Origin of the sequence: Odoribacter sp. N54.MGS-14 (genome assembly GCF_000980295.1) — a bacterium.
Lineage (GTDB): Bacteria > Bacteroidota > Bacteroidia > Bacteroidales > Marinifilaceae > Odoribacter > Odoribacter splanchnicus.
The window spans coordinates 1-4925 of the sequence record NZ_LARL01000115.1; the positions used below are offsets into that span (position 1 = coordinate 1).

General features: G+C 40.1%; 5 protein-coding genes and 1 pseudogene. 2 read left to right on the forward strand and 4 right to left on the reverse strand.

Features of this window, described 5'->3' with window-relative positions:
• The 4 genes and pseudogenes from WS42_RS14200 to WS42_RS15710 form a co-directional block, all read right to left on the reverse strand.
• On the reverse strand, positions 1-369 hold a 369-nt coding region (locus tag WS42_RS14200; RefSeq protein WP_046451310.1), incomplete at its 3' end, for an N-acetyltransferase.
• A 2-nt stretch (positions 370-371) separates the two neighbouring features.
• Positions 372-1505 (reverse strand): DegT/DnrJ/EryC1/StrS family aminotransferase, encoded by a 1134-nt coding sequence (locus WS42_RS14205; RefSeq protein WP_046451311.1) that lies wholly within the window; start codon positions 1503-1505, stop codon positions 372-374.
• Between the two features lie 13 nt (positions 1506-1518).
• Positions 1519-2490, reverse strand: coding sequence for a Gfo/Idh/MocA family oxidoreductase (locus WS42_RS14210; RefSeq protein WP_046451312.1), 972 nt, complete (start codon positions 2488-2490; stop codon positions 1519-1521).
• Positions 2491-3003: 513 nt separating this feature from the next.
• A pseudogene (locus WS42_RS15710) lies at positions 3004-3243 on the reverse strand (HipA domain-containing protein); the annotation flags it as partial.
• Between the two features lie 265 nt (positions 3244-3508).
• On the opposite strand from WS42_RS15710, the gene WS42_RS14215 reads away from it, so the two are divergent.
• Together WS42_RS14215 and pseB are read left to right on the forward strand one after the other, a co-directional pair.
• Positions 3509-4036 carry a helix-turn-helix domain-containing protein gene (locus WS42_RS14215; protein ID WP_022160494.1) on the forward strand — a complete coding sequence of 176 codons (528 nt, stop codon included), beginning with the start codon at positions 3509-3511 and terminating at the stop codon, positions 4034-4036.
• Positions 4037-4192: 156 nt separating this feature from the next.
• Positions 4193-4925: UDP-N-acetylglucosamine 4,6-dehydratase (inverting) (gene pseB / locus WS42_RS14220; protein WP_046451313.1), on the forward strand; the 733-nt coding region annotated here is incomplete at its 3' end.

Consider the following 4925-nt stretch of genomic DNA (forward strand, 5'->3'; position numbering starts at 1 on the left):
ATCGTGTCCGCAAACAACGGTAGCATTTGCACCGATTGTCGCCCCTTTCCCTACATGAGTCCCAGCATACTGGGATTTCCGGTTGACGGCACTCCGGGGATTGGTAACATTAGTAAATACACAGGAAGGCCCCAGGAAAACATCGTCTTCACAAGTTACTCCGGTATAAACCGATACATTATTCTGCACTTTCACATTGTTTCCCAAGACGACCTCCGGAGAGATCACTACATTCTGACCGATATTGCAATTCGTCCCGATCACACATCCTGTCATAATATGACTGAAATGCCAGATTTTCGTTCCTTCCCCAATCTGACAATTTTCATCTATAACAGCCGTTTCATGAGCAAAATATTTCTGTTTCATAATCAGGATTTATAAAATTCTTTGATCCGTTCAATGACAAGATCCTGCTGTTCAGGGGTCATTTCAGTATGAATCGGCAGTGACAGTACGGAATAAGCCAACTGCTCAGCCATGTCCAATGATTCGGCAGCCCGTGTAATAGGCTTAAATGCTTCCTGCTGTTGCAAAGGCAATGGATAATAAATCATCGCAGGAATCCCCCCCTCCTCCAGAAACTTCTTCAAAACATCCCGACGGCCATTCAGCACTTTTAAGGTGTATTGATGGTAAACATGAGTGGAATAAGGCATCTCAGCCGGAGTAATTATCCCTTCGATACCACTCAGCCTCCGGGTATAATACTGAGCAGCTTCATAACGTGCAGCACCGTATTCATCCAAATGTTTCAGCTTCACATCCAGAATAGCTGCCTGTAAGGTGTCCAGCCTGGAATTACATCCCAGTACCGAATGATGATATTTTACTTTCTGACCATGATTGGCAATCATCCGGATTTTTTCGGCCAGTTCATCGTCATCTGTCATCAGTGCCCCGCCATCTCCATAGCATCCTAAATTTTTGGATGGAAAAAAAGAAGTGCAACCGATAGTCCCCATAGTTCCGGTTTTCTTTTTGGTGCCGTCTGAAAAAGTATATTCAGCCCCGATTGCCTGAGCATTATCTTCTACGACATATAAATGATGCTCGGAAGCAAATTTAAGAATAGGCTCCATATCACAGCTCTGGCCGAACAGATGCACCGGAACGATAACTTTCGTCTTGGCAGTTAAAGCCCGCTCTATATTCTTAACGGTAACATTGAAAGAAGTATAATCCACATCGACCATAACCGGAGTATACCCGAGCAGACCGATCACCTCCGCAGTAGCCACGTATGTAAAAGCAGGGACAACCACCTCATCCCCCGGTTTCAGACCGAGAGCCATCAAAGCAATCTGCAAAGCATCGGTACCGTTACCACAGGGAATGACGTGCTTCACCCGGTTATATTCCGCCAGATGAAAAGCAAATTCCTTCACTTTAGGACCATTTATAAATGCGGTTGTGTCCAGCACCTTTTGGATTTCAGCATTTACCTCCTCCCGGATTTTATCGTACTGACCTTTCAGGTCGACCATATTCAATTTCATTACCATACTTTTCCGAATCTTATCTGTCCCAGCCAAAAGGATGTTTTACCAAAGGAAATTTTGCCAGCGGATGATAATCGCCTTTCAAACCGATCGGTTCTGCATTGCGAATTGCATGTACAATATTGATACAGTTACGTACTTCGTCCAAACCAAAGCCTTCTCCGGATAAAATATGTCTGTAGCTCTCCGTATGCAACTCGGTAAATCCCTGACTGAACTCAAATTCTTCTCCTTCGATCTGAATGGAACGATAAGTACGTTTTTCCCCCTGCACGGCATTTTCCGGCAGATTATCACCGTTGATACTCAGGAAATACCGAACCCGTGCTTTCTCTAAACCCAAGAAACCAGCTACCCGATCATGACTTTTCACATGTACGATATTTTCCTTCACCGAACCGAAAATCCAAGTCAGCATGTCATAAAAATGAACTCCGATATTGGTTGCTACTCCACCGCTTTTCCGGATATCTCCTTTCCAACTGGTATAATACCAGTTTCCGCGTGAAGTGATATAAGTGAGGTCTACGTCGTATACCTTGTCTTTTGGCCCCTCATCGATGCGTTTCTTCAGGGCTTTGATGGATTCGTGGAGCCGGAGCTGAAGAATATTATTGACTTTATGCCCAGTCTCCTTTTCAACTTCCGCCAGGGCATCGATATTCCAAGGATTCAATACCAAAGGTTTTTCACAGATTACGTCGGAACCCAGCCGTAAGCCGTAACGAATATGTGCATCATGCAAATAATTGGGAGTACAGATGGATACCATATCCACTTGTTTATCCGTCCTTTTCAATTTTGAACAATGCCTGTCGAACAGTTCCATCTCAGTAAAAAACGAAGCTTCAGGGAAGAAACTATCCATAATTCCGACACTATCGAATTTATCGTATGCCGCAACTAAACGGTTACCGGTATCTTTAATAGCACGTAAATGGCGTGGGGCGATATAGCCTGCCGCACCGATCAATGCAAAATTTTTCATTTGGAAATATTATTAATAATTTAGATAAGTCAAAATTGGAAAGAGACACAAAAACACTAAATATCAATTTGATGAAATATTTTATTTAAAGTGATTTTATGAAATTTTCATGGTTAAATAATCCCCGAAAAAACGCTCGTTTTTATTGGCATTTTTCTGGTCTTCTTCAGGTGTATTTCAGGTGTTCTCCTACATTATTACCGATTCACTTCCGATACACCTTTGTTATATCTCCTATTGGGGTGGGAGATAAAAATAGAGTGAAAGGGGGAAGTTATAGTAGTATTGACTGACAGGAGTGGAAGAACAGTGATGAGGCAGAAAGAAATGAAGAGGATGATCGGTTGTAATCCGGACTGATCAAATCAAAAATGCACTGTATACTTTGCATATTGCAGTCCAATATAGTTCTGACTCCGGTTCACATGTTATTACTAACTAAATAGCAATACCTATTCGTCGTTTATCCAACACTCCGGTAAACATATCCATCTCTCGTTTAGAGATTTCAAGTCATATCCCCAGTTTACTCCATTCTTTCATAGCTTCAACTACTTCTGAAATAATTTTTGGGGCAGTTTTCAGGTTAAGCATATAATCTTCGCAGGTATCAAGCAAAACATTAAGGTCTGCTTTATTGGAAGTTGATGAGACAAGCAAATTTTGATACTCATTCAGCATTGGGTTCATGTCATATGCAGGTGATAACGTCCAGCCTTTGGCAGTCAAAAGAAAACCGTGATTGCGAAAATTTAGTGCCTGGTATTTTTATCATAATCAATATATTATGTAATATGCAAATATATTGTCTTTTAGTTATTTAATGATATATTGCGTATGGAAAAATTTATAACTGGATAAAAATGAGTTTTTCTTTTGATATTATCCAAAGAAATGAGTAATTTTGTTGCGCAAAAACAAAACTATTTTGCATTCTCATTCAAATTTCTTTCTGTCCTATATGGAAAATGGGACTTACCAGGCGAAGCTGTAAATAGCAGTTTTATTTTACGAATCCATGCTGGATAGTCTGATTACATCCAAAACCCGTATCAAGTTATTGCTGAAATTCTTTCTGAATACGTCTACTCATGCTTATTTGCGTGGTCTGGCCGACGAATTCGGGGAATCGACGAATGCCCTTCGTCTTGAACTGAACCACCTGGAAAATGCCGGTTTACTGAAAGCCGAGAACAAAGGAAATAGAAAGGTATATCATGCTAATTCCGCTCATCCCCTTTTCAATGATATTCATCGGTTGGTATTAAAGCATAGCGGAATCACTCAGGTTATAGAAGAGGTGGTTGAACGGGTCGGAGATATTTCGAAAGTATGGGTACGTGGTGATTTTGCTGTCGGGAAGGATTCCGATCTGATCGATTTAGTAATTGCCGGTAAAAATATAGATGTCGATTATTTTGAAAATTTGATTCAGAAGGCCGGTAAAATAGTAAAACGACAAATTTGCTATACAATCATTTTGCCAAAACAAGAAGCCGAATACTTTATACCCGGCGAAAATAAATTGTTGGTCTGGACAAAATAAATCTAAAACAGGGTAGTCAGCAGTTTTTCCACCAATAAAAACGAGCGTTTTTTCCGGAGGATTCATTCATCTCATAATACACTTTAAGCTGACAGCCTTAAACATATTATATTTAATACTTTACCGATAAAATATTTATAATAAAATTATATAGCAATGCTAAACAATAAATCAGTTCTTATTACCGGAGGTACAGGTTCCTTCGGTAAAAAGTTTGTAGAGACTATATTACGGGATTATCCGAATGTCAAAAAAATCGTTATTTACTCCCGGGATGAGTTGAAACAATTTGAACTAAAGCAAAAATATCCGGAAAAAGATTATCACCAATTACGCTTTTTTATCGGAGACGTTCGGGATGGGGAACGTTTGAAACGCGCTTGCGAAGGCATTGATGTCATCATTCATGCAGCGGCAATAAAACAAGTTGATACGGCAGAGTACAATCCGGATGAATGTATCAAGACCAACGTTCACGGAGCACAAAATGTAATTAATGCAGCTTTACAAACCGGCGTGAAACATGTAGTTGCATTATCGACGGATAAAGCTTGTGCACCAATAAATCTTTATGGAGCCACAAAACTGACTTCTGATAAATTGTTTACAGCTGCTAATAACATCAGCGGCTCTAAAGATATTAGGTTTTCTGTTGTTAGATACGGAAATGTTATGGGATCACGAGGATCTGTAATTCCATTTTTTATTAATAAGCGGGATAGTGGAGTTAAAGAACTACCGATTACGGATATGCGGATGACCCGCTTTAATATCTCCCTTCAAGCTGGAGTGGATCTGGTAATGTTTGCTATTGGGCATCATTTGGGAGGTGAGATTTTTATTCCCAAAATCCCCTCTTATCATATTGTGGACGTAGCTAAGGCGATTG